This window comes from Endozoicomonas sp. (genome assembly GCF_965196975.1).
Classification (GTDB): Bacteria; Pseudomonadota; Gammaproteobacteria; order Pseudomonadales; family Endozoicomonadaceae; genus Endozoicomonas.
Window position 1 is genome coordinate 3,400,447 of the sequence record NZ_OZ239981.1, and the last position, 22,786, is coordinate 3,423,232.

General features: G+C 45.7%; 21 protein-coding genes. 6 read left to right on the top strand and 15 right to left on the bottom strand.

Annotation, left to right across the window (positions count from 1 at the left end; genetic code table 11):
• The first annotated feature begins 433 nt into the window (after positions 1–433).
• Positions 434–1,381 carry a hypothetical protein gene (locus ACOCLE_RS15245; RefSeq protein ID WP_419533188.1) on the top strand — a complete coding sequence of 316 codons (948 nt, stop codon included), beginning with the start codon at positions 434–436 and terminating at the stop codon, positions 1,379–1,381.
• A 470-nt stretch (positions 1,382–1,851) separates the two neighbouring features.
• Here the strand turns inward: ACOCLE_RS15245 and ACOCLE_RS15250 are convergent, their stop codons facing one another.
• Positions 1,852–3,360, bottom strand: coding sequence for a phospholipase D family protein (locus ACOCLE_RS15250; protein ID WP_419533189.1), 1,509 nt, complete (start codon positions 3,358–3,360; stop codon positions 1,852–1,854).
• Positions 3,361–3,364: 4 nt separating this feature from the next.
• Complete coding sequence (locus ACOCLE_RS15255; protein WP_419533190.1) at positions 3,365–3,592, bottom strand: cysteine-rich CWC family protein; 228 nt, start codon at positions 3,590–3,592, stop codon at positions 3,365–3,367.
• Between the two features lie 270 nt (positions 3,593–3,862).
• On the opposite strand from ACOCLE_RS15255, the gene ACOCLE_RS15260 reads away from it, so the two are divergent.
• Positions 3,863–4,450, top strand: a complete 588-nt coding sequence (locus ACOCLE_RS15260; protein ID WP_419533191.1) for an efflux RND transporter periplasmic adaptor subunit — start codon at positions 3,863–3,865, stop codon at positions 4,448–4,450.
• Here the strand turns inward: ACOCLE_RS15260 and ACOCLE_RS15265 are convergent.
• Positions 4,445–5,725: an ISKra4 family transposase gene (locus tag ACOCLE_RS15265; RefSeq protein WP_419532972.1), complete on the bottom strand. Its 1,281-nt coding sequence runs from the start codon at positions 5,723–5,725 to the stop codon at positions 4,445–4,447. The genes ACOCLE_RS15260 and ACOCLE_RS15265 overlap by 6 nt on opposite strands.
• Between ACOCLE_RS15265 and ACOCLE_RS15270 the strand changes: the two genes are divergently transcribed.
• Positions 5,724–6,341, top strand: a complete 618-nt coding sequence (locus tag ACOCLE_RS15270) for an efflux RND transporter periplasmic adaptor subunit (protein WP_419533192.1) — start codon at positions 5,724–5,726, stop codon at positions 6,339–6,341. The genes ACOCLE_RS15265 and ACOCLE_RS15270 overlap by 2 nt on opposite strands.
• Positions 6,338–9,394 (top strand): efflux RND transporter permease subunit, encoded by a 3,057-nt coding sequence (locus ACOCLE_RS15275; protein WP_419533193.1) that lies wholly within the window; start codon positions 6,338–6,340, stop codon positions 9,392–9,394. The genes ACOCLE_RS15270 and ACOCLE_RS15275 overlap by 4 nt, the downstream gene beginning before the upstream one ends.
• Before the next feature lie 67 nt (positions 9,395–9,461).
• Here the strand turns inward: ACOCLE_RS15275 and ACOCLE_RS15280 are convergent, their stop codons facing one another.
• The gene (locus ACOCLE_RS15280) at positions 9,462–10,043 is read right to left on the bottom strand and encodes a hypothetical protein (protein WP_419533194.1); all 582 of its coding nucleotides are present in this window, start codon (positions 10,041–10,043) and stop codon (positions 9,462–9,464) included.
• Between the two features lie 156 nt (positions 10,044–10,199).
• Positions 10,200–11,822 carry a PDZ domain-containing protein gene (locus ACOCLE_RS15285; RefSeq protein WP_419533195.1) on the bottom strand — a complete coding sequence of 541 codons (1,623 nt, stop codon included), beginning with the start codon at positions 11,820–11,822 and terminating at the stop codon, positions 10,200–10,202.
• A 184-nt stretch (positions 11,823–12,006) separates the two neighbouring features.
• Between ACOCLE_RS15285 and ACOCLE_RS15290 the strand changes: the two genes are divergently transcribed.
• The gene (locus ACOCLE_RS15290) at positions 12,007–12,918 is read left to right on the top strand and encodes an HAD-IIA family hydrolase (RefSeq protein WP_419533196.1); all 912 of its coding nucleotides are present in this window, start codon (positions 12,007–12,009) and stop codon (positions 12,916–12,918) included.
• A gap of 117 nt (positions 12,919–13,035) precedes the next feature.
• Here ACOCLE_RS15290 and ACOCLE_RS15295 read toward each other — a convergent pair whose 3' ends face one another.
• The 9 genes from ACOCLE_RS15295 to ACOCLE_RS15335 all read right to left on the bottom strand — a co-directional run bounded on the left by ACOCLE_RS15295 (position 13,036) and on the right by ACOCLE_RS15335 (position 21,455).
• Positions 13,036–13,881, bottom strand: coding sequence for a hypothetical protein (locus ACOCLE_RS15295; protein ID WP_419533197.1), 846 nt, complete (start codon positions 13,879–13,881; stop codon positions 13,036–13,038).
• 119 nt (positions 13,882–14,000) lie between these two features.
• Positions 14,001–14,120 (bottom strand): hypothetical protein, encoded by a 120-nt coding sequence (locus tag ACOCLE_RS15300; RefSeq protein ID WP_419533198.1) that lies wholly within the window; start codon positions 14,118–14,120, stop codon positions 14,001–14,003.
• A 65-nt stretch (positions 14,121–14,185) separates the two neighbouring features.
• Positions 14,186–14,440 carry a hypothetical protein gene (locus ACOCLE_RS15305; RefSeq protein ID WP_419533199.1) on the bottom strand — a complete coding sequence of 85 codons (255 nt, stop codon included), beginning with the start codon at positions 14,438–14,440 and terminating at the stop codon, positions 14,186–14,188.
• Positions 14,441–14,520: 80 nt separating this feature from the next.
• The gene (tnpC, locus tag ACOCLE_RS15310; protein ID WP_419532963.1) at positions 14,521–16,026 is read right to left on the bottom strand and encodes an IS66 family transposase; all 1,506 of its coding nucleotides are present in this window, start codon (positions 16,024–16,026) and stop codon (positions 14,521–14,523) included.
• Positions 16,027–16,089: 63 nt separating this feature from the next.
• Entirely contained in the window at positions 16,090–17,073 is a 984-nt protein-coding gene (locus ACOCLE_RS15315) for an ISKra4 family transposase (RefSeq protein WP_419533200.1), read from the bottom strand.
• 68 nt (positions 17,074–17,141) lie between these two features.
• Positions 17,142–17,882: a TauD/TfdA dioxygenase family protein gene (locus tag ACOCLE_RS15320; RefSeq protein ID WP_419533201.1), complete on the bottom strand. Its 741-nt coding sequence runs from the start codon at positions 17,880–17,882 to the stop codon at positions 17,142–17,144.
• A 65-nt stretch (positions 17,883–17,947) separates the two neighbouring features.
• On the bottom strand, positions 17,948–18,898 hold the full coding sequence (locus tag ACOCLE_RS15325; RefSeq protein ID WP_419533202.1) for an IS1595 family transposase: 951 nt from the start codon (positions 18,896–18,898) through the stop codon (positions 17,948–17,950).
• Between the two features lie 296 nt (positions 18,899–19,194).
• Entirely contained in the window at positions 19,195–19,929 is a 735-nt protein-coding gene (locus tag ACOCLE_RS15330) for a cyclin-dependent kinase inhibitor (RefSeq protein ID WP_419533203.1), read from the bottom strand.
• 191 nt (positions 19,930–20,120) lie between these two features.
• Positions 20,121–21,455 carry a glutamine synthetase family protein gene (locus ACOCLE_RS15335; protein WP_419533204.1) on the bottom strand — a complete coding sequence of 445 codons (1,335 nt, stop codon included), beginning with the start codon at positions 21,453–21,455 and terminating at the stop codon, positions 20,121–20,123.
• A gap of 370 nt (positions 21,456–21,825) precedes the next feature.
• On the opposite strand from ACOCLE_RS15335, the gene ACOCLE_RS15340 reads away from it, so the two are divergent.
• Positions 21,826–22,140 carry an SCP2 sterol-binding domain-containing protein gene (locus ACOCLE_RS15340; protein WP_419533205.1) on the top strand — a complete coding sequence of 105 codons (315 nt, stop codon included), beginning with the start codon at positions 21,826–21,828 and terminating at the stop codon, positions 22,138–22,140.
• 76 nt (positions 22,141–22,216) lie between these two features.
• Here the strand turns inward: ACOCLE_RS15340 and ACOCLE_RS15345 are convergent, their stop codons facing one another.
• Positions 22,217–22,498, bottom strand: a complete 282-nt coding sequence (locus ACOCLE_RS15345; protein ID WP_419533206.1) for a hypothetical protein — start codon at positions 22,496–22,498, stop codon at positions 22,217–22,219.
• Between the last annotated feature and the right edge of the window lie 288 nt (positions 22,499–22,786).

A 22,786-nucleotide genomic window follows, 5' to 3' on the forward strand; every position in this document is an offset into this window, starting at 1 on the left:
ATTGGCAGAAATTTCTATGAACCATCATGAGAAGAACAGCCGCGATCAGAGTAACACAGTATCTGAGCTTATAAGCTTATCCTTTATACTGTTGAATACAGGAAGGTAACCGTTTCTTTGCCTGAATTGTATTTGCTGCGAACGGTGATACCTAACCTACTGCTACCCAGATCGCATTTTTTAGTGAAAATGACTTTTCATTAAAGGCATTGATCTGCTTTCAGGAAAGAACAAAGAAGCATTAAGAAAGCATCCTAAAAAAGCATAAATCACTCATTCAATAATGAAACTGCTGAAAGTCACCACATTAAACAACCAACTATCCAGTGATACTGATATTTCCCCCAACCATCATCAAGGAACTTAATTCCCTAAAAGCTGTCAAATAATTCAGTAAATACATTTAACCAATTAAATACAAAGGAGTTTTTTAATGGATTCTGGTGACTTTTCTTTAAATGGTTCTGGAGGCTATTCTCAATACACCCAATCTTCCTATCCACATGTTAATTCAGATGATGAATTCTCTGATTCAGAAGGCGATGAACTCCGTCAACGACGCACGCCTTCACACAACTATTATCATCGTACTGCGACTAAAACGGCTGACAGCGATAGATACGCTACAAGAATTCCTCGTGGACAACACTTTCAACATAGTGATTGGCAACGAAGCCAAAGACTTCGGCAAACTCAGTCTCAGGTAGATGAGGTTGTTGATATTATGAGAGTTAACGTCGACCACGTCCTTGAGAGAGGCCAGCGCTTACAAGAATTGGATCAACGTGCACATGAATTGGGGCAATATTCCTATGAATTAAATGAATGGCAATCAGGTGAGTCACGTAGACAGTCTTCCTGGTGTTCTCTATGCGACTACTGTATCGAGACCATCAAAACGGGTTTCAAAAAAGTTTTTGGTAGTGCGGAACAGTCCTCTTCCTACAGACCTACAGACCCAGAAGAGTACCAATCCTACAGATCTTCACACCCAGAAGAGTACCCATCCTACAGATCTTCATACCAAGAAGAGTCCTCTTCCAACAGGCCTGTATTGCGTTCTCTATGCGACTATTCCATTCGAGCAGCTAAAGCGACTACAGTCTTTATAGCCTTTCCTTTGACCCTAGCAGGAATAGGTAGTGTATACGGCTTTTTTAATGGTTTGGAAGTAGCAGAAAAGACTTATAAAAAACTGGAAAAAAGAGAAGTGTGTACAGCGTGCAACGTTGCCGCTTCCGTTGTCGCAGGTATTGGTGGTGGGATAGGGTATGGCATTTATGGGACACTTGTGGTGGGGTCCAAATTTGAAGGCCATTTAATCAAAACGGCACTTAAAGGAGGTAGCGTCACTGAAGAAATTAAAAAGCTTTGGAGATAAGTGCAGTAAATAGCGGCAAGCACTATTTCCAAACATGTGACAGATCAAATATTTCTTTATATGAACCCTATTCCAACATAGGGTTACGTCTGTATTCAGCATTTACATATAGAGCTTGCGACAGGTATCAGTGCAACGCAGCTATGATTTAACCCACCCTGAAACAACATTGCCGAGCCTTTTTGGTTCGGTGATTATCCTGGCAACGGATACAGAGTAATCCACCCTGCTGCCGCGTATTTTCTCAGTTATATTGACTAAGTACCTGAGTATATGAAGTCGAATATTTCTGGCTTAGTGGTTAATTACTGTGCAAGGCTCAGCGGAGTGAGCATAGCCGTAGCTATATGATCGTAGCTGTAACCCAGCACAACTGCATGGATGCAGGAGTTAGAGCAACGCATGGAGCAGTTGCCGGGAGTGGCTGAACGCTGAATCAGAAAACAGGATTTCGTTTGGTTGGGTACTTATTAGAGTTGCTGCTCAATTGGCAGCAGAGAGAGAATAAAAATTCCCATTCGGCTAAACACGGAACTTTCAGGATCTCTACTACTGACGGCCCGACACTCCGGGTTACAGTCAAACCATTGAATACCGTTCTCCGTCAGTTTCAATTCCCAGAACCCTCCCCGGTCCAGCTGGCTCAGACCAGAGACAAAGTCTTCCGCCATCTCAGGCGTGTCATAGATGGCTCCAATTTCGGTATTCAACAGAGCCGATCTAGGATCAAGGTTCAGCGAGCCAACAAACAGATAACGTCGATCAATAATAAAGGTTTTGGCATGCAGACTGGCCCTGCTGGAGCCAGTAATGGTTTTATGGATTTCACCCTTTGCTGCATGAGGCTTCACCTCAATAAGACGAACACCCGCCTCTAATAGATCTTTCCTGTATTTACTGTACCCGGCATGGACAACCGCAACATCGGTTGAAGCAAGGCTGTTGGTAATCAACACAACTCTGACTCCCCGGTTGACCAGATCAGCAAAGTAATTTACTCCCTCTTTCCCCGGCACCAGGTAAGGAGAAAACATCACCAGCTCTCTGGTGGCACTGTCTATATATGGTAATAGTCGGGGAGACAGATGGGTCGAACGATCTGAAACAGGGGCCAGTATTTTTTCCGGTGCATCGGCATAAACAGAGACATCTCCCCAATACCAGTGCATCCCTCCACTGGTAATCCGCTCAAGCAGTGACGCCTGCTTAAGGCGATTGATGTATTGTTGTCCCGCTACTGAACCAGCCGCTTTAGCAAGCTCATTAGTGAGCTGTTGTTTATCTTCAGAGGTTACCGTTTTATTGATGAGTGATTCAGCCGGATAACTTAATGAACTGTTCCAATAGCGGTCAAATTCACGGGAAATTTGAGGAACTACAATACCCCGGTGAATCATATCGAGGTCAGCAAACTCAACAGCACTGTTCCGATAATATTCATTGCCAATATTTCGGCCACCCAGAATGGCCAGCTGATTATCAACAATAAAGCTCTTGTTGTGCATCCGCCGGTTGGCTCGGTCAAACTGAGTCAGCAGCTGAACAGAGCGCCCCCAGCCACGGGTAGCCAGTGGATTGAACAGCCGGATTTCAAACAAGGGATGTTCATTGGCAATAGCTACCGTCTTATCAAGTCTGGCTATGGATAAGTCATCCAACAACAGACGAACCCGGACACCTCGGTCGGCCGCTCTCAACAAATACTGCAGAAACAGCTGACCTACCAGGTCATCATGGTAAAGGTAGTATTGGGCATCAATGGTTTGATCCGCCGCTTCAATCAATACCAGCCGGGCAACAAAAGCGTCCAGCCCGTCGGACAGTGGATGAAAACCGCTTAAACCCGAGTGGCGGGCATTTCCAGTATCGACCCATTGACCAATACGGGTTGACTGGGCAGAAACAGTTTCCAGAGCATGGGATGGCATTGCCCGGGAATTGGATGGCAGACTGGCGCACGCTATTAAGTTAAAAGCCAACAGACTAACCAGTAGAGTTTTGAGCACGCCCCAATTCCTTCTTTATTTTTTCCAGGCAGCGCTCACAGTAACAACTGGTTACTACTTTTGGAACCGGCAGCAGGACCGGAGCCTCCAATTTGTCTTCAGATTGTAGAGGTTTCATACACCAGCAGCTTTCGAGTGGTTCCCCCTTCGATGAAGCACATTGATTCGGCTGCCCACACCCTGGACAAGTATTGACTTCAGTCATCACAATTCATTCCACGTAAAACCCGTACCGTCAGGAGGACATTCCCATGACATTTTTTTGATACCATAAGTGGCTGGCCATATGAAAACATCCATTTCTGGCAACCTTGGCAGGTGATATGCAAGGCGCAACGCAGGGAGCATAGCCAAAGCTATGTGACTGGAGTTGCAACGCTGAAGATTACCTGAACATGGTGTCAGAAATATATGATTTCATATGGTTAGCTGCTTGCACCCAATAATGACCAGAAACGCCATGCACGGAGTAAGGATGAAGCTTAAACAGAAGTCTTTGGGAAAAATACTAGTAACAGCTCTGACCCTGAGTTTGATTACTGGATGTAATCAGGAACTGCCTGAACAGGAAGAAGTGCTTCGCCCCGTTCGCTCCATTGTGGTTAACTCTCCTGAATCCGGTTGGGTGAAAGAATTTCCGGCAACCGTTGATGCGGTGCAGAAAGCCAATCTCAGTTTCCGGGTGGCTGGCAAGCTTGAGGATATACTGGTCAAGGAAGGTGAGCTTGTTAAAGAAGGGGATGAAATTGCCAGACTTGATCAGGTGGATTTTGAGATCAAATTAAAAGACCGACAAGCTTCTTATGATGTCGCCAAAGCAGACTACGACCGGGCCAGAAAGCTGATAGAAAAAGGTGCCATTGCCCGTGCAGAACTGGATAACCTGAAAGCCAAAGTCAGCACCGCTTCATCTCAACTTCAGGCAGCGCAACAGGAGCTGGATTACACCATTCTGCGAGCGCCGTTTAATGGACGTGTTGCACGACGCTATATCGATAACTACGAAGAAGTGTCAGCCAAGCAGGAAATCGGGTGCTCTCTCAATTTGATAACTGACTCATAGGTTAGCTTCAACCTTTCCAGTCATGAACTCAGACCAAAGTTGTTCCCAGCGCCCCTTACTCTGGATCAGTGCTCTTGTTGTCAAAAGCACTTCCGCTCCTGTTGCTTTCCACCTCATTCCAGAACCACATAATCGTTGCTTTACCAGAGTCTTACAAGCCGCTTCAGTAACTCCTGAACCTATTGGCCAATGGCGTTTAAGCGCCTGATGATAATTCATTAACTGGTGATTGTTTGTAAAATAGCTCACAGCTTTGTAGCGCTTCTCTGTCAGTGCGATTGTCTTTTTCGGGAGCTCGGCTGATTCAATTTCCTGAAGGATTTTTTTGGCTGCTCCACGCTTGTTTTTCAAACTATGTAGCCTGTCTTCAAGCCACTGGTGTCGCTTCGCCTTACTGGTTGGAAACAGTGCTTCCGCTGCTCCAGCTAAATATTCAGATGCATGATAAAAATCGAGTATCTGCCCAGAGGTATGTTGTTTCAAATAACTCCAGTTTTCTCTAGCCCCGTCAGCTACCCCGATGTATGTGGCATTTGGGTAGAGTCGTTTTAGATCTGCAATCTCCTCGTCGAGCTTGCTCATAAAGCTTTGTTTACCATACTCTGGCGAACTGGCTGTATATATCGTGTGGAGCCTGTCTCCATCTGCAGAATATAGGCTCAATGTCCCACACATGGCTTCCCTCCAGCCTTCTTCACAAAGCAGCATGCAGGTTCCATCCAGACCAATGGCTATTGTTTCAACAGGCTCTTTTAGTGGAGGAAGGTGGTAGTGAGTGTCTTGCTGGTCTTCAATTAATGCACCTACTCTGTCCGATAAATGCTTGATATAAGAATTTGAAAGCGTCCTTTGATGGTTGGTCTCAAAATCTTCTTTTACCGCAGGCGCTGGCATCTGGCTGTATTTCCAGGCGATAGACTTGGCAAATTTGGGGGTAGCTGAACCAATAATACCGGCACGAAGATCAAGTGCTGCCAGAGTACTGCCACCTCTGACACCCTGATATACGGAGCGCTCCAAAGGTATACGACCGTATAAGGTTTCATAGTGCTTAAGAACCTTTCCTTTGTAGTTCCACTTCTGCTGATTAACGACGATAGGTTCTTTATTGGGTGATTCAAATAGCCCCAATAACTCTTTTGTTCCAAGCTGCCCGGCTTCATTGAGTGCACGCTGTAAACTATCTTCAAGATTCAGCATGTTGCCTGAATCTATAGAAACTTCAATTTGCAAAACGATGCTTTTGGTAGAGCTGGAAATAACAGAAGCGGGCATGACAGTTAACTATTATGAGTGGTGTTCCCATAGTAGCTGTGAAAATAGAGCACTATTGTTTCAATCATTCAGAGAGAGCACCCAGGAAATCATCTCCCTGCAGGACACTTCAGCTCTCCTGGTGGAAATGGAACTGCCAGAAAGCGTTCTGATCCGCTCCAGGAATCACAAAGGTGATTACACCTTCCATGCCCGCTTCAGCTCCATCCCTGATCGCCTGTTTCCACTGACATTGAGAGAAACCTCAACCCAGGCAGATGAAAGCACCCAGACCTATACCATGACGTTTGCCATGCCGGCCATTGAGAATCGCCTGGTATTGCCAGGCATGTCAGTGGTGGTCAGGGCAGAGCAGAAGTCCCCCCGCAGCGACATCATCCTGATTCCCGCGTATGCCGTTATGGAGGATAAAAATGGTCGTTTCGTTTACTTAGTCAATGATGAAGGGAACGAAACCGGTAGCATTACCCGCAAAACCGTTACTACAGGGAAGCTATCCAAACAGGGGATTATTATTGAGTCTGGGCTCGCTATTGGTGACCGAGTCGTCACTGCTGGCATGAGCCAGATGAGCGAGGGAATGAAAGTCCGTCTTCAGGAAGGGGCGGCACGATGAACATTACTCGAGCGACAATAAACAATAACCGAACGGCACTGGTACTGATTATTGTCCTGATCATTGCCGGCCTTCAGGCCTACAAAAACCTGCCAAGGGCCTACGATCCCGGTTTTGTCATCCGGGTTGCGAAAGTCATCACCCACTTCCCCGGAGCCAGCCCGGAGCGGGTTGAACAGCTGATTACCGACAAACTGGAAAAAGTGATTCAGGAAATACCTGAACTGGACTTTGTGAAAAGTACATCACGGACTGGTGTATCCATCATCACGGTAAGTATTCAGGAAAGCTACACCAATATGCGCCCTATCTGGGATAACCTTCGGCGCAAAATTGAGAGTGCGGCCAAAGACATGCCTGATGGGGTTATCGGCCCTGAAGTTAACGACGAATTTGGTGATGTGTTTGGCGTTGTGGTAACCCTTACCGGCCCCGAGTTCAGCTACGCCGAATTAAAGGATATCGCTGACCAGGCCAGGGATGAGTTTCTCCGGGTTCCGGAAGTGGCCAAGGTGGAAATCTATGGCGCTCAGGAAGAGCGTATTTTCATTGAATACAACAATGCTCGTCTTTCTGAACTTGGGCTTTCCCCCACCCAGCTGATGCAGATGCTGGAGAACCGCAATATTGTGGTTCCCGGTGGCGCCATTACGCTGGATATGGAACGTATTGAGCTGGAGCCAAGTGGTAACTTTGAATCCGTGGACGATATCCGCCACACCATTGTCTCCATCCCCGGTAGCAACAACGTTGTTTATCTGGAAGACATCGCGACCGTTAAGCGTGGCTATGTAGATCCAGCCTCCTCCAAAGTCCACTCCTCTGGTCAGCTGGCGCTTGGGCTAGGCCTTTCCATGCGGGAAGGTGGTAACAATATCCGCATGGGTGAGCAGGTCAAGGAGGTGCTGAATTACCTTAACCAAACCTACCCGATCGGGATTGATTTCAACGTAATTAACTTTTCCCCTAAAGAGGTAGAAGACAAAGTTAATGACTTTGTCAGCAACCTAATTCAGGCTGTTCTGGTGGTAGCGGCCGTAATGCTGGTTGCCCTGGGGCCACGTACCGGACTCATCGTTGCCTCACTGATTCCCATGAGCATGATTTCAGCCATGCTGGTGATGTCTTTCTTTAATATTGGACTGGATCAGATCTCACTGGCCGCGTTGATTATTGCTCTGGGCATGCTGGTCGATAATGGCATCGTCATGGCCGAAAGCATCATGGTTCAGATGAATAATGGCAAAAGGCCGGTAGAGGCTGCGATTGATTCAGCCAGTGAACTTCGGGTTCCACTGCTGACGTCCTCCTTAACGACAGCCGCCGCCTTCTTACCCATCTATCTGGCGGAATCCGCAGTGGGTGAATTTACCGCCTCCCTGTTTCTGGTGGTCACCATTACCCTGCTCTGCTCATGGCTGCTGTCCATGACGCTGATACCACTATTGTGTGTTCAGTTCCTGAAGCCTAAAAAAGAGAGCACGGACTATAACCGTGGTTTTTACCAGAAATACCGCGAGCTGCTGACCTGGGTTTTGAAGCATCGGTTACTTTCACTTGCAGCCACCGCTGTGCTGTTTGCCGTAGTCATGAGCGGCTTCAAATACGTGCCCAAAATCTTTTTCCCCCCTTCTGATCGACTCTACTTCAAAACCGAGCTGGAGCTTCCCCTGGGAACGGCAATAGAGCGAACTGAAACCATTGTTGAAGAGCTTGAAGCCTTTATAAAAGAAGAGTTGCAGGTAAATCCTGATCGCACTGAAGGCGTCACCAGCTGGATCAGTCATATTGGCACCGGTGGACCAAGATTTGTGCTCCAGCACAGCCCGGAACCGGCAAGTCCCAACTATGCGATGATGGTCATCAATACCTCCTCCTCGGAAGTGATTGGTGACATGATTGAAAAACTGGATCGTTACGCCTTTGACAACTTTCCTGACCTTCAGATTACCAGTCGCCGTATTGAGAGTGGCGTATCCATTACCAACCCGGTCGAAATACGACTCTATGGAAAAGAGACGGATCAGCTATTCTCACTGGTCGAGCAGCTGAAAGCGGAAATGTCTCAAATCAGCGGGCTGAAAAACATCAGCGATGACTGGGGACAGCGTATCAAGAAATTAAAAGTGGTGATTAACCAGTCACGAGCCTTGAGAGTAGGAGCCACCAGCCAGGATATTGCCATTTCCCTGCAAAGCGGTTTGAGCGGCCTTGAGTTAACTCAGTACCGGGAAGGTGAAGATGCTATTCCAGTGTTACTGAGGTCTGTGGAGGCTGACAGGCAGGACATCGACAAACTGGAAACCCTCTCGGTATATATCCAGTCCACTGGAGAATCGGTCACCCTGAATCAGGTTGCTGATATTGAGGTGGTATGGGAGCCGGCACAAATCCTGCGACGTGATGGTTTGAAAACCGTATCGGTGGGGGCCCAGCTGACATCGGGTATGACGGCATCAGAAGGTTTTGCAAAACTGCAGCCCTGGCTGGATGAACATTCCACGCAATGGCCTGCTGGCTATCGCTACGAACTGGGCGGTGAAGCAGAAAGTTCAGGTAAAGCCAACCAGTCCATTGGTGAAAAACTGCCTATGGCGGCCTTTATTATCCTGATTCTTCTGGTGGCCCAGTTCAACTCCCTGCGTAAGCCAGCCATTATTCTCGCAACGATACCCCTGGGTATGATTGGAGTGATCATTGGCCTGCTGACCGCTCAGTCCTTCTTTGGGTTTATGACGTTACTGGGGGTTATCTCTCTCGCCGGTATTGTCATTAACAATGCCATTGTTCTTCTGGAACGTATCAAGTACGAGATTGACGACAATGGTCTTTCGGCTCAGGAAGCGATTATTGTTGCGGCTCAACGCCGGCTTCGGCCGATCCTGCTGACAACGGCAACCACCGTTCTTGGTATGATTCCACTGTACCTGGGAGGTGGGGAGATGTGGGAGCCTATGGCGGTGGCCATTATTGCCGGCTTGCTGTTCTCAACCATTTTGACACTGGGCCTGGTGCCGGTACTTTATTCGTTGTTTTATCGTGTTAAATATTAAGTTCTAAACAAGACAGGGCTCTTAATGAGCCCTGTCTTAAATTTCAAAGCCACACTCTTTTATTGAGTTAGCCTCCATCAATATTAACTGAATACCCTATGCGCAATACGGCACCTTCAGAGTTCGTGGTTATAATGTAGCCCTGTCTTTTTCCAAAGAACTCATCGTTAATAATGACCCACCCATTCTGAAATCGTTTAATTTCAGCCTCCTCTGGAAAGGAGGAGCTTTGTTCAAACAACTTCTCCAGTGCTTCAGCCAGTATCCCGGCTTCTTCCAGATTGCTAATACGAAAATCTTCATGAATACAGGCCATCAGTTCAGGCATTGACTCGTCATTCGATGAGGCAAACACAGAAGGCCTGAAAAGACTGTTGACGGTCTTGCCGTTTTCATAAAACAGCACGCTACCACCGGACATCGTGGTTCCATCTGGGTAGCTGGTTCGGGGAGTCGCTGTGAAAAAATTGCAGCTGAATGCGGCTCTGAGAGCAAGGCCCTCTTTTTTTCTAACCTTTACCGTTTGCCAGCTTTGTATTTCCTTGAGGATCGTACCTTCTACATGGGAAGCAGCCAGGCTGATACTGGATATACCTGCAAAAAAGAGCAAAATACCAGCAGAAAATACACGCTTTAGCTGAATAGACATTGATTATCTCGGAGTCAGAAAGGTTATTTACTTTTATCGCTCCAAACCACTGAAACATTATTTTTTACCGGCTAAAGTGGCCAGCCTGAAATGCTCATATACTGACCACGCCTTAAACAAAAAAGACTTCAAGATCTTACAGAATTCGAAGCAAACTCATCCCCCTACGGCAAGATCTCTGCCAGGGTGCAGGGAAAACACAGGTTTATCACTGTCCATCTCATGCCATTGATGACTGTCACCAACCGCTTTGCCCGCTTCTATCTGAAAGTTTTTAGAGCGATCATTATGAATTCCATTCAGCCACATAACTTCTGAATTCACACCATCCGCCAGATTCGCATTCAGAACGATCTTCTCCAGTCCTTTATAACCTGTGTTAATTTCCAGATATTCCTGCTCATGTGATTCAATTAGCTGTACCAGCTGTTTCAGGCTCTTCACTTTCTCAGTACCCACACTATCAACCCTTCTCAAAAAGATATTGTGGTAACCACGGTTAGCCTCATGAGGCAGAACTTTCAGGATAACAACAACCTCGTCTTCACTAGCAAACCGGAAATTATTAAGTAGAACCGGAGTAAGACCCGCATAGGAAATCATCTCATGACCTGCACCTATCAACAGTTCTCTGGTTACCTTGGTAAACACAAGCCCCTGATATATGAAATAAGATGGTGCAGACTCACCGTCGACCCCCAATAGCAGGTCACTGTTGATAGGCTGGGTAAGGCTTACAGTCACATCCAGCTCCTGCTTATCACGGATGATTCTGATACCAAGACTCTCTCCCACCTGCTTTGAATGGACAATATGATCCATTGATACCCGTTCACTCCCCCTGAAAACGATGGTTTTATCGTGCCCCACCGGATGTCTGTCCAGCTCTAATATGACATCATCCGGAAGCAGGATACCGTCAGCAGCGGAGCCCGGGATCACATGCCGAACCAGCACACCTTTGTTTTCTGTCACACCATAAACCGCCTTAAAAAACCCATTTTCGAGCTCTTCTGTCTCAACACCAAGGCTGGGAATCCCGCTGTAATAACCATCGGAGACATCCTTTAGAAAATGATGGATCACATTGACGGGAACGATATGAGCAATATTGCTGGCTTCAAATGGGCTCGCCCCCTGCATAAGCACACCAATAATCTGGCCATTAACTATCGCTGGTCCACCACTATTGCCCGGATTGCTGGCAGCATCGATTTGTCCAGCGAGGAATGAAAAACCGGAATTGACATAAGGCTGGTATTCCAAACGAGACAATACCCCCTTCGTCGCACTGATCGTGTCGCCTCCAATCGGGTACCCCAATAACATCAGGTCTGTCTGCAAAGGAGGTAGCTTACCAAGAGGTATAGGGGCAGTACCGCTGAAAAAAGCCTCTTTCTCGTGCTCATGAAAAGGTACCAGCAATGCCAGATCCAGCTCATGTGACACCCATAGAGGCTTTAGCTTGTAGCGGTCTGTCTGACCATTTTTTCTTCCCTCAATATACGTATGGGCGCTGATGACATGACTGTTGGTCAATACTGCTCGCTGATCACTATCTGGCAGTTGAATGATAGACCCAGAGCCACCTTTCTGACGTGGCCCAAGGTTAGTCCATGGATTCTGGTGGTCGTATTGATTAAATGAGGTATAAATTTTAATTATTGAGTCTCTTACTTCCTGGTCATCTGAGAAAGCAGGCAGAGATTGATTACGTGAGTCCTCCAGTGAGTAACCATACATGCTGGTTACCAGAAGCAATAAACTGATCGTTTTCAATAAACGCGTTAACCTCACAACCTACCACCTCAATGGCTAGAGAAAGAACACTTCAAATTAGCACAAAAAGAATATTTCTCTCCCAATAAGAACTGGCACTACAGGTACCTCAGGTATCTGAACACTGAAGTTCTGGTATAATCTGAACCATCAAACAGCCTTAAGACAGTATCCGGTTACAACGATGATTGTTCTTTCACCAGAGTCACTGAATGAAGTCTATGCCCGTCATCTTGACTGGTATCCAGCTATCCAGAACCCACAATCAGCCCCTGAGCATATCGAAGGTCTGGCAGATATCATGTTTCAGTTCGATCTGATATTGCTGGATTCTTATGGTGTCCTGTGCCGGGGAAGCACCCCAATTGAAGGCGCTCCCGAAGCTATACAGCAACTCAGGAAGAACAATGTGTCATTTTGCGTGGTTTCAAATGACACGTTAACTAACCGCTCTGTTGCTGCAGAGAAATATCGTACCCGTGGATTTGACTTCACCAGTAACGAAGTGCTGACCAGCCTGGATATTACTGAACAATACCTGAGTTCATTAGAAAGCTCAGGAAATATTGGCGTCATTGCTCCTCTTGATCATCCTTCCAACCACCTGCTGGAAGGCATGGTAAGGCTCAATGGCTGTAACGGTGAGATTCCGGACGGTGTTGATACCCTCCTTTTTCTGACCGGTGCTGGCTGGACTGCAAAAATGCAGGAAAATATGGTGAACAGTGCCAATGGACGCCAGTTTGATCTGATTGTCGGCAATCCGGATATCGGTGCACCTCATGGCGATCATGTTACGGCAACACCCGGCTACTTTCTGGCAGACCTGGTAGAACAAACGATTCAAAAAGCAAAGCCAACCTTGTTCGGAAAGCCCGATCGTTCCATTTTTTCAATGGCGATTGAACAACATCAGATTACAGACCCATCCAAAGTCCTGATGGTTGGTGATACCCTGTATACCGACATTCTGGGGGGGAACGCCATGGGCTTTAAAACGTTATTGTTACAGTGCGGTGTGTACCAGAATGAAAATATTCTGGAGGTTATTTCTCGAACAGGTATCAGCCCCCACTATATAGCACCAGCACTTTAAAAAATCAGGATTGATTTCAACAAAAAGACAAGATGGATAATCTGAAGCAATAGTTAACAGGGTTAATTATTCAATGCAGATTACCTTTCTTGTCAGTCGATCCATAAGCACCATTTCTTACAGAGCTTCAGCACCATCGAACAAATCGACATCTATTTGGGCCTGCCTCTCTTTCAATACGCCCCTTGCCTCTTTCAGCTGCGTTTTAATATCAAAAATATCCTTCTGCAGCTCATCTCGCCGTTTAAGAATATGCATATAGAGGGCATACCCAACAGCCGGAAGCACAGCGACGGACCACATTAACAGATAACGCGTGAACTTGGGCCCTCCCCCCCTTGTATTACCTACGAACCAGGTGCCCAGTGTTAGCTTACGAATAGGTGAATAACCTGCAAGCCAGAGACCCGATGAATAAATGATACCTCTAAGACCAGTCCAAACTGATTCTTCAGCAGGTAGCCTCGGCAAGTCCTCACCCTTATCATTTGCATGATTCAGTAATACACCAAGTCCAGCACCGGGTATAAAGTCAACAAGAATGGCAACCAAAGCCGCATTAATGTAATCGGAGTGAACGAACTTAACTCGATCAAGGTAGAATGCTGGGTCAAAATATTGTTTAAAACCGGAGTGAACAATAGCAAAAACTATAGTAGCTAAAACACCAGTTGCCATAAAAGCCGCTGAGGCGTTTATATCTCCTTCCTGAGTCAGACTATCCAGTCGGGCTTGTAGCTTTTCTATCGCATCCACTAACTCAGATTCAGATACCAAATAAGGCGATAAATCATCAGAGACAGGCTGTTCATCAATTGAATCATCAAGAACATTTTGTTCATCAGCTGACTCAGCTAGAACACTCTGTGCTCCAAGAAACTCAATATCAGTCTCTCCCTCGGACGCATAGCAAAAGTAACTGACGGATATCGAAATCAGGCAAAGATAAATTAATCTATTCAAGGTAACATCCTTAATCGTGTGACAATCAAATATCAATTTTTTCCACCTACTAAAAGGCATTAAAATAGTTGTAATAATATGATGTTAATTTCCATCCATTCATTGTTATTAATGATGGTTTATGTCGCTGAGACTATCGGTTTACCTGCAAGAGCAATACGATGCATTATTCGTTCTTCACCGGGATAATCATTCACTGCATAATGCAGGGTGTACAGATTACTCCACAGTGCAATCATCCCTTCCTCCCACGAGAAGCGACTGCAAAAATCCGGTCGGGTGCTCTCTCAATTTGATAACTGACTCATAGGTTAGCTTCAACCTTTCCAGTCATGAACTCAGACCAAAGTTGTTCCCAGCGCCCCTTACTCTGGATCAGTGCTCTTGTTGTCAAAAGCACTTCCGCTCCTGTTGCTTTCCACCTCATTCCAGAACCACATAATCGTTGCTTTACCAGAGTCTTACAAGCCGCTTCAGTAACTCCTGAACCTATTGGCCAATGGCGTTTAAGCGCCTGATGATAATTCATTAACTGGTGATTGTTTGTAAAATAGCTCACAGCTTTGTAGCGCTTCTCTGTCAGTGCGATTGTCTTTTTCGGGAGCTCGGCTGATTCAATTTCCTGAAGGATTTTTGTAACTATTCAGCACCCAGCAAAGGCGTATTGTTGTAATTTCGAACCGCTTTAAGAAGCGCCTGAAATATGTTCAACCCCTGCTTTTTAGCAGATGATAAATAGCTTCGGATTCGGGTAAACATGGTACCTCCGTCTTCGCTTCTGAAGCAGCCTGAGATCTTCTGCTTAAGTTTGGCCATCCTGGCATCACGTTCACTGCCATTGTTATCGAAGGGAATTGAAAAGTCCGACATGAAGCGCAACGTTTCAACCTTAAACTCAATAAGCCTTTTGAACAGGTTGTAGGCCTTGGTATTCCTGACCTTCTTACGTCCAAGCACCTGTCGTTGTTTTTCCATATAAGCGGTTTCCTTCGTGAGAGCCCTTTGAAGGATTTGGTCGTATATCGTCTCAATGCGAAGCTGTATTGCACCAGGCATTTGAGTCAGACCGGCTGCTTTGTATTTCTTGCAGAAGTGCCAGGAGAGCGTAAGCAATTTCATCAGCCGCAGAGCCAGCTTATTCGCATCCCTATCGACAACTCCCTGAAGCTCTCTCAGATGATGGGCATTACAAAGCACATGCACTGCCGCATAGGCAAAGTAGGACTTCCAATGATCGTGAACCAGAATGCCTGCAAAAGTCAGCAGGATGCCCATTGCATCCATTGCTTCACAACCTCGCCTTTCTGAGAGGTAGTAAAGCGTCCATTGGTCATCTCGCATAATGTGTAACCACCACAGTGAACCGTCAACCCGCATGCCAGTTTCATCCGCTCCTGCAACCGGACTTTCTTGTAAAGCATCGCGGATACTCTGCTCAGTAGAGGCCAGGTTCTCATGGGTATAGGCAACAAAATTGGCAACAGAGCCTGCGCTGACACTCATGCAATAAATAGTATTGAAATACTCAGACACCCGGTGATATGGGATGAAGTGATACTGGTTTAAATGAACAGCCATTGCCTGAGTCACTTCTCCGTATTGAGCAGCGGCTTTCACTCCTTGGGGAAACTCAGCGGTGTTCCGTTTACCACAAGGACATACTTTAACGTCTGCCCAGTACGCGGTAACTTCAAATTCTCCGGGTCTACCTGGATCAAAAACCTGTCGCTCAATGTATTTGGTGGGTTTAATATCGATAAGCGAAGACTGGCAACAGCAACATTTTTCAACCTTCAGATGCCTGACATAATCGGGTAAGGCGACACGTCTCAAACAAGAGCCTTGATGACCTTTCTGGCCACCTGGTTTATTGCCTGAAGATGGTCTAAGGCTTTTGGGGTTCGGTGTTTCCTGTGAGGAGCAGGGGGCTTCTTTGGAAGATGTATCACCTTTATCACTCCCTTTTTTACTGGGCTTTTGATAACCATCTGACGATGGTGGCTTACTACTGTTTTGACTGTTTTTATTAACCCTTTCTTCCAGTTCGCTGCAACGTTCCCGTAAAAGCGCATTCTCGGTCCGAAGCTCTTCATTCTCTTTAAGGAGAGCTTCGGTAAACGGAGTAGCTGGGAAGTCTGGTTCCATACTGGAGATTTGTTAGAAAAATTGAGTATAAGATGATGGTCGAAAAATCAGAAAATTCCAGATTTATATGAAGGGTGCTGAATAGTTACGGATTTTTTTGGCTGCTCCACGCTTGTTTTTCAAACTATGTAGCCTGTCTTCAAGCCACTGGTGTCGCTTCGCCTTACTGGTTGGAAACAGTGCTTCCGCTGCTCCAGCTAAATATTCAGATGCATGATAAAAATCGAGTATCTGCCCAGAGGTATGTTGTTTCAAATAACTCCAGTTTTCTCTAGCCCCGTCAGCTACCCCGATGTATGTGGCATTTGGGTAGAGTCGTTTTAGATCTGCAATCTCCTCGTCGAGCTTGCTCATAAAGCTTTGTTTACCATACTCTGGCGAACTGGCTGTATATATCGTGTGGAGCCTGTCTCCATCTGCAGAATATAGGCTCAATGTCCCACACATGGCTTCCCTCCAGCCTTCTTCACAAAGCAGCATGCAGGTTCCATCCAGACCAATGGCTATTGTTTCAACAGGCTCTTTTAGTGGAGGAAGGTGGTAGTGAGTGTCTTGCTGGTCTTCAATTAATGCACCTACTCTGTCCGATAAATGCTTGATATAAGAATTTGAAAGCGTCCTTTGATGGTTGGTCTCAAAATCTTCTTTTACCGCAGGCGCTGGCATCTGGCTGTATTTCCAGGCGATAGACTTGGCAAATTTGGGGGTAGCTGAACCAATAATACCGGCACGAAGATCAAGTGCTGCCAGAGTACTGCCACCTCTGACACCCTGATATACGGAGCGCTCCAAAGGTATACGACCGTATAAGGTTTCATAGTGCTTAAGAACCTTTCCTTTGTAGTTCCACTTCTGCTGATTAACGACGATAGGTTCTTTATTGGGTGATTCAAATAGCCCCAATAACTCTTTTGTTCCAAGCTGCCCGGCTTCATTGAGTGCACGCTGTAAACTATCTTCAAGATTCAGCATGTTGCCTGAATCTATAGAAACTTCAATTTGCAAAACGATGCTTTTGGTAGAGCTGGAAATAACAGAAGCGGGCATGACAGTTAACTATTATGAGTGGTGTTCCCATAGTAGCTGTGAAAATAGAGCACTATTGTTTCAATCATTCAGAGAGAGCACCCATCCGGTCTGCCGACATGAGCAAAAAGATAGTTTAGCAGAGGTTTTGATTCTTCCTCCGTCCACTGGTCAAAACGTTCCGTTGCCGTAGCACTGATAAACAATGAGTCTTCACCATTGTCAGGGTTATGGATCACCACTGGATGAGTATTTCTTACTTCTGCGTTGTTTTGTGGGAGCCTCCCTTTGAACTCCTTTTCATAGCGGGCAGCATGAACGATGTCTCGATTACTGTTCACCACCTTCAAGCGCTTCAGGGTTTGCTGTAATCCAGGAGACAATGCTTTGTAGGCCTTACACAAATCACAGAAAAGCGTATCACCTCCACGACTTGGGAGCTTTTTGGCCATTAATAAATTGATGTTGGTAGGCTCGGCATCAAAAGCAAAGTCCATATGCCATGAGCGGCCAATATTTCTTGAATCCTCCGGCCGCTTAATGATTTCGGTGATCTCAGAGGATAAACCTTCCAGAGGCTGAAAATAGGGGTTTTGAAGTACCGTACCCCACTGTCGGGCAAACTCAAGAAATTCCTGAGAGGATACGTTCTGGTGTGGGAAAAAGAGTACTTTGTATCGAATGAATGCACTGCGTAACTCTTCTAATATTTCGGGAGATAAAGGATTGCTCACATCCACGCCTTCTACCCAGGCACCCAGCGCACCGGAATTAGGTGTGATTTTTACAGTTTTAAAATCACTATCGCAAAGCCTCATATCACTCATCATATTCAATATTCATGTAACAACAGCTTAGTCAAAGTCTTTCATGTAGTGTGCAATAAATTACCTGATTACCACTGTACCTCAGCCAGCTTGAGAAGCCTTGCTGGCATGGGGCAAGTTCGTGCAGCCATGTAACCCAACCTTGACACCATTGCTTTCAAATCAAAGCGCCGGTTGAATCGATAACAATATTCAGCAAGATATCTTGGCAAATGCTTCGGGTTAATACTGTGATAACTGCCTTTCAAGGAATTTTTGACATTCCCGATCATCGTGTTGACCCACGTAAACAGCTCATTATCCATCGATTCGTGACCACCACCTGTCACAACTGCAGTATGTGGGTGTCCGGCGTCAGCTATTCCCGTGAATGCACCGAGTCCGTCACTGACAACGCAGCAGGTATCACTACCAAGGTGCTTTCTCGCCCAGAGTTCCAACTCCTTTTTCCGGAAACTGGTGACCATACTGAATCGCATATACAGCGGGTGATTTTCTTCGTTGGTTTGCACGGCGGCAACAAAGGGGTGTTTGTTTTCAGAGCCTCTTCCCCGTTTGCCTCCATGTTTTTCACCACCCCAGTAAGCATCATCCATCTGCACATGCCCTTGCAGGGGACGGCTGTCATCCCGTTCTTTCATTACTTGCATGAGTTTGTGCTTTAAGCGCCAGGAGGCATTATAAGAGATTCCCAATTGTCTCGAGAGCTCCAGGGCCGATATGCCATTCTTGGTCTGAGTCATCAAATACATGCCCAGAAACCAAGTGGTAAAGGGCAATTTACTGGCTTCCAGGATGGTGCCACTGGTCAGCGATGTCTGGTGGCGGCAGCGGTTGCATTGGTATAGCTCTCGGGTTTTCAGAGTGCAATACTCCCGGCAACAACACAGAGGGCATTCAAAACCATTCGCCCAGCGCCATTTGAAAAACTGATCTCGGCATTGCTCTTCCTGTCCGTATTGCTGAAAGAACTCCACAAGGCTCATGCCTTTCTGAAACTGGATTTTGTTTTTGGCCATGACACGTCTCCTAATTCAAGGAAAACCAGTGTCGTAAGTTTAGACGAGAAGATAGCTTAGGTTAGGTGGTAATCAGGATAAATTAAAACATCAGTAAAAATCAAAAAGCCGTTTTTTTTGACAGCAAAACACCATGCTTTTGGTAATCTTTTTATCCAAGATCAATCTGGCAAACAATATTTGGCATTTAGTAATTCGCAAAAACATCAGCAAAGCAAACTCAATTCTAAAAACACACTTACAATTCTTTCGAATTAGATTAAAAATCATTGAGACCAATAAAAAATCAGTCTTTTTTAGTCGGGCTCTTCTATTTTTTGCCTTTTATTAGATGACTCTGAAGGATCTTGCTTTGTAGAAGAATCATTTTGAATATTTGTTGATGAACCCGCCTGTGCTTCTTTCTTAACAGGAGTAGGTTTAACCATTTTACCAGCTGGCTGCTCTGAAAACCTCGTAACTTCTGCCCCTGCAGCATTAGATGATTGGTCATTTGGATGGCTATTTTTTCTTTTCCTTTCACTAACAGCTCCTCCGTCTTCCCGTGGAGAGTTTTCTTTTGGAAAAAGAATATCACTGATTGTTACCTTAGATTCTTTAGGAAGTTTAACTGGTGGTTTCCCAAAATCCTGATATTCATAAACCTGACAATGCTTATATTTCTCCCGTAACCGATCATTTATTTTTGCTTCTTCATTATCTAAAAATCTTCGAGTTTCTTCCGGATCAGGACGACCAAAAAGACACCTCATAGCAGGAGTTCTTATTTGAGAGTCACCGTCTACAGAACCTTGAGATGTGACTGGCTCAGCATCTGTATGCGTTACCTGTCGCACTCTATCAGAGTTTTCGCTCAAATCAGATTCATGCGTAGAAAGAGGCAAACGGGGTTCTGTTTGAGTATTTACTGAAGCTGTGTGAGAGCTACCATCGGAAAACTGTAAAAAGCCAGTTGACGGTACTGGTGAAGTAGGAGGAGTAGAAGTAACGTTAACGGGAGAGTTCACTGGATTATTTGTAAGACCTTGCATTATCACTACCGACTATATGCCAAAGTTCAATATACGCTTCTCAATAAATGTACGGTTGTCCTAGTAGTGCTACCACACACTTATTGAGAATAACTGATTAATCAACAAAGAAAGCGCTTTAACAAAAAATCTTCAGAACACTCTGATTTCATTGAGCAAACCTGAAATTACCTTTTGAGTGCTGATTTGATTCAATAACATTGCAACAACTTATTGACTTCATCTTCCAGAGATAGTTCTGAAAAATATGCATTCTCTGTCTGCTTAACCCCCAGATAGGATGTTGCCAGTCCATCTCCCATCGCCTTAAGCAGCACACTATTTTCCCGCAAACAGCCTAATGCTGTAGAAAGGTCTTCCGGTAAAGCCCTGATAGCCGCTCTTTCTCGCTCCTGCTCCGACATACACCCAGGGTCGATGCTGCATTCCTCATTCAACGCCATCTTATTCCTCAACCCATCGATCCCTGCAGCAATGATACTACCCAGGGCCAGGTAGGGGTTTGCGCTAGCATCCATGGTTTTCAATTCAATATTAGAAGGAGCTGCCTGCCCAGGCTGGCTCGGAATTCTTATCGCTGCTTCCCGATTATCCCATCCCCAGGCCGTAAAATCCCCACTCCAGCAATGCGGAGTAATGCGGCGGAATGAGTTACAGGTGGGGGTAGTCACCGCTGTTAATGCGGGCAGGTGATGAAGAATACCGGCGACAAAATGCTCAGCTTCCGAAGAGAGCTTTCGGGAGTGACCATCAGCAAGAATATTGCTTCCTTCCTGCCATAAACTCAGGTGCAGATGCATACCAGAGCCACACTGGTCCGCAAAAATTTTCGGCAGGAAAGAAGCTGCATAGCCGTGCTGACGAGCCATGGCATGCACGGTTTTACGAAAGAAAAGCTGATCATCAGCAGTCTTCAGAGCATCGCCGTAGTCCAGGGACATCTCGAGCTGCCCGGGCCCACTTTCCGCATGAGCGGTTCTAACCTTGATAGTCTGCTTATCAAGGCTCCGGATAATGTCATCAACCAGAGGCTGTAAAACTGAAAACCCGTGGTCAGAGGCATAGGTAAAGTCTTCCGCTGGTACCCACTCATCCTCTTTGTCCTCCATCAGGTAGAATTCATATTCAAAGCCCACTTTAATAGACAAACCAAACTCATCACTTAAATTGCCAATCATTCGCTTCAGAAAATTTCTTGGGCATAACGACCAGGGTTCACCATTTGACTGCACAATATCGGCAATAACCGCAGCATGTCCCTGTGAAGAATCTGATATTTTCAAGGTATTCCAGTCCGGTTGCAGCCAGTTTTCGCCGGTCCCTGAAAGCCCTGTATCAGCACAAAGCGCATCACTGATCACTGACAGCGCCTGACAGGCTGCAGTAATACCAATCCCCATATCCTGAAACGTTCCGAGTGAATCACGATGAAATGATTTGGCTCGAATCAAGTTCGCATTGTCACACCATAACAAACGAACCAGTAAACTTGACTGTTCAGCTAACCGTTCCGCAACAACAGACATAGAAATACCTTCAATCAAAAAAGACAATGGTTAAGCATTTCTGAGCATAGTCTACGGTGGTTAATTAAAATAAATCAGCGTTAAATTAATCAGATATTTTCAAAAAAATGCTTAGTTCTGGATAAAATGACCAGACGTATAAGACTATCGGATATCAGCCCACTCCTCATTCGAAGCGGCTATTTCTTTAACAACACCGATGGAAGCATAGGCAAAACGGACGATGCTCATTTTTAAGATGCTGTTAACAATAGCCCCGTGCAATCTAATCCGCCGTGATTAAATAGCGTGCTACTAACAATAAAATAAACAGACACCTTCATCGTAACAAGCTGGTGTCCGCTTTCCTTAGAAGATAAAGGAGTAAACCATGGCTACTGTTCAGGAAACTCTCGAAAACATCAAGGGTCGTTTTGACGAGTCTGCAGCTGCTGGTCAAACCCTGACTTTCCAATTCGATATCACCGATGACAAGGCTTACTATGCGGCTATCGAAGACGGCGCCCTGGAAATTGCTGAAGGCACCAAAGATGATGCTCACGTTACTCTGATCATGGACAGTGAAACCTTTGTTGGCCTGATGAGTGGTGAACTGGACGGCATGCAGGCGTTCATGACTGGCAAACTGCGCACTGAAGGCAACATGATGCTGGCTTCCAAGCTGGGTGAATTCTTCAAGCAGTAAGAAATAGAGCCTAAACCTCTTATAAAGAGGTTTACATGGCTTTAATAAGCAGGCTTCTTACCCGAAGCCTTTTTTTTTAACCATTGACTACCTGTCCTCGATAAATCCTTTTTGCCGGCTCCCAGGCAGGTGTAATCGCTGAAGAAACAGGTACAACCATTTCCTCTCCCAGATCGTTAACGCACTGTTGTAACAATTGTCTGGTTTCCTGCACTACTGTTTTTCGAAAGTATTCCCTTAACTGAACAACCAGCCTGTCATCCGACAGACTTAATACCTCACCAAACTCTTTTTTAATCTGCCGCTTTGCCGCCAAAAGCTGTTCTATCGATGATTTTGAGAGATGTACTGAGTGCATCTTTTATCTCCTTCCCGCCAGTAGCTTAAAAACGCCCCCTTTTTGTGCATACAACGCGATCTATAAACTGATTAAAGTGCGCTTTGGGGCCTTATGACTGCATGAAGCCCCAAAAAAAGGGTTGCTGTGTTTATGCACAATCAATGCCAGAACGTGTTAACCACATTTTTTCAAATACAATTTGATGTTAATGAAAAGAATCAAGGAAATATTGAATAATGCAGCCATTCATTGTCTGATATAAATTGAGCTGCTTTATCTCCCACAAACAATCAATGTATAAAGGAA

What these genes read in the sequence shown, in the direction of transcription:
- ACOCLE_RS15245 (WP_419533188.1), top strand. Translation starts at nt 434, where the DNA reads ATGGATTCTGGTGACTTTTCTTTAAATGGTTCTGGAGGCTATTCTCAA.
- ACOCLE_RS15255 (WP_419533190.1), bottom strand. Translation starts at nt 3,592, where the DNA reads ATGACTGAAGTCAATACTTGTCCAGGGTGTGGGCAGCCGAATCAATGT.
- ACOCLE_RS15260 (WP_419533191.1), top strand. Translation starts at nt 3,863, where the DNA reads ATGAAGCTTAAACAGAAGTCTTTGGGAAAAATACTAGTAACAGCTCTG.
- ACOCLE_RS15270 (WP_419533192.1), top strand. Translation starts at nt 5,724, where the DNA reads ATGACAGTTAACTATTATGAGTGGTGTTCCCATAGTAGCTGTGAAAAT.
- ACOCLE_RS15265 (WP_419532972.1), bottom strand. Translation starts at nt 5,725, where the DNA reads ATGCCCGCTTCTGTTATTTCCAGCTCTACCAAAAGCATCGTTTTGCAA.
- ACOCLE_RS15275 (WP_419533193.1), top strand. Translation starts at nt 6,338, where the DNA reads ATGAACATTACTCGAGCGACAATAAACAATAACCGAACGGCACTGGTA.
- ACOCLE_RS15280 (WP_419533194.1), bottom strand. Translation starts at nt 10,043, where the DNA reads ATGTCTATTCAGCTAAAGCGTGTATTTTCTGCTGGTATTTTGCTCTTT.
- ACOCLE_RS15290 (WP_419533196.1), top strand. Translation starts at nt 12,007, where the DNA reads ATGATTGTTCTTTCACCAGAGTCACTGAATGAAGTCTATGCCCGTCAT.
- ACOCLE_RS15300 (WP_419533198.1), bottom strand. Translation starts at nt 14,120, where the DNA reads ATGATTGCACTGTGGAGTAATCTGTACACCCTGCATTATGCAGTGAAT.
- tnpC (WP_419532963.1), bottom strand. Translation starts at nt 16,026, where the DNA reads ATGGAACCAGACTTCCCAGCTACTCCGTTTACCGAAGCTCTCCTTAAA.
- ACOCLE_RS15315 (WP_419533200.1), bottom strand. Translation starts at nt 17,073, where the DNA reads ATGCCCGCTTCTGTTATTTCCAGCTCTACCAAAAGCATCGTTTTGCAA.
- ACOCLE_RS15320 (WP_419533201.1), bottom strand. Translation starts at nt 17,882, where the DNA reads ATGATGAGTGATATGAGGCTTTGCGATAGTGATTTTAAAACTGTAAAA.
- ACOCLE_RS15325 (WP_419533202.1), bottom strand. Translation starts at nt 18,898, where the DNA reads ATGGCCAAAAACAAAATCCAGTTTCAGAAAGGCATGAGCCTTGTGGAG.
- ACOCLE_RS15330 (WP_419533203.1), bottom strand. Translation starts at nt 19,929, where the DNA reads ATGCAAGGTCTTACAAATAATCCAGTGAACTCTCCCGTTAACGTTACT.
- ACOCLE_RS15335 (WP_419533204.1), bottom strand. Translation starts at nt 21,455, where the DNA reads ATGTCTGTTGTTGCGGAACGGTTAGCTGAACAGTCAAGTTTACTGGTT.
- ACOCLE_RS15340 (WP_419533205.1), top strand. Translation starts at nt 21,826, where the DNA reads ATGGCTACTGTTCAGGAAACTCTCGAAAACATCAAGGGTCGTTTTGAC.
- ACOCLE_RS15345 (WP_419533206.1), bottom strand. Translation starts at nt 22,498, where the DNA reads ATGCACTCAGTACATCTCTCAAAATCATCGATAGAACAGCTTTTGGCG.